1 protein-coding gene and 1 pseudogene are annotated in these 638 nt (G+C 63.3%); both read left to right on the top strand.

The features are described from left to right. Positions 1 to 284: 2-hydroxyacyl-CoA dehydratase (locus tag ABTU92_RS30085; RefSeq protein ID WP_408095198.1), on the top strand; the 284-nt coding region annotated here is incomplete at its 5' end. Positions 285 to 288: 4 nt separating this feature from the next. Beyond that, positions 289 to 638 (top strand): annotated as a pseudogene (locus tag ABTU92_RS30080) (benzoyl-CoA reductase subunit B); the annotation flags it as partial.

Raw genomic sequence — 638 nt, 5'->3', positions numbered from 1 at the left:
ATCTGAAGCACTCGGTCGAGACGTCGTGCAAGTACGTCCCGAACGAGGAGGACAAGGGCAAGTTCCACGTCGCCCAGGTGAGGAAGGCGCGTGCCGAGGGCGTCGTCTACGCGACGCCGAGCTTCTGCGACCCCGCGCTGCTCGACCGTCCGATGATCTGCCGCCGGCTCACCGAGGCCGGCATCCCGCACATCGCCTTCAAGTACGCCGAGAACTCCGGCCAGATGCAGCCGATCCGCGAGCAGGCCGGCACCTTCGCCGATTCCATCAAGCTGTGGAGCTGATCCGATGAGCGACGCCGTCAAGGAACCGTCGATGCTCCTGCAGAAGGAGATGATCGCGAAGAACTACGAGGCGATCACGTCGAAGCACGAGACCGGCCGCAAGGTCGCCTCGACGTTCGTGCCGGGCAACCTGAACGAGCTCTTGATGTGCTTCGGCATCGTCAACAACCTGCCGGAGATCAACGCCATTCAGAACGGGATGCGCAAGCTCTCCGGCAACTATATCATGGAGGCCGAGAAGTCCGGCCACTCCGAGGACGTCTGCACCTACGTGAAGGCCGACATCGGCATGATGGGCAAGGGCAACATCGCGCCGAACGGCAAGCCGTTCCCGGAGCCGGACGTGCTGCTCCT

Source organism: Rhodoplanes sp. SY1 (assembly GCF_046000175.1).
Lineage (GTDB): Bacteria > Pseudomonadota > Alphaproteobacteria > Rhizobiales > Xanthobacteraceae > Rhodoplanes.
Note: the sequence above shows the minus strand (reverse complement) of the source record. Positions and strands in the feature narration are given on the sequence as shown.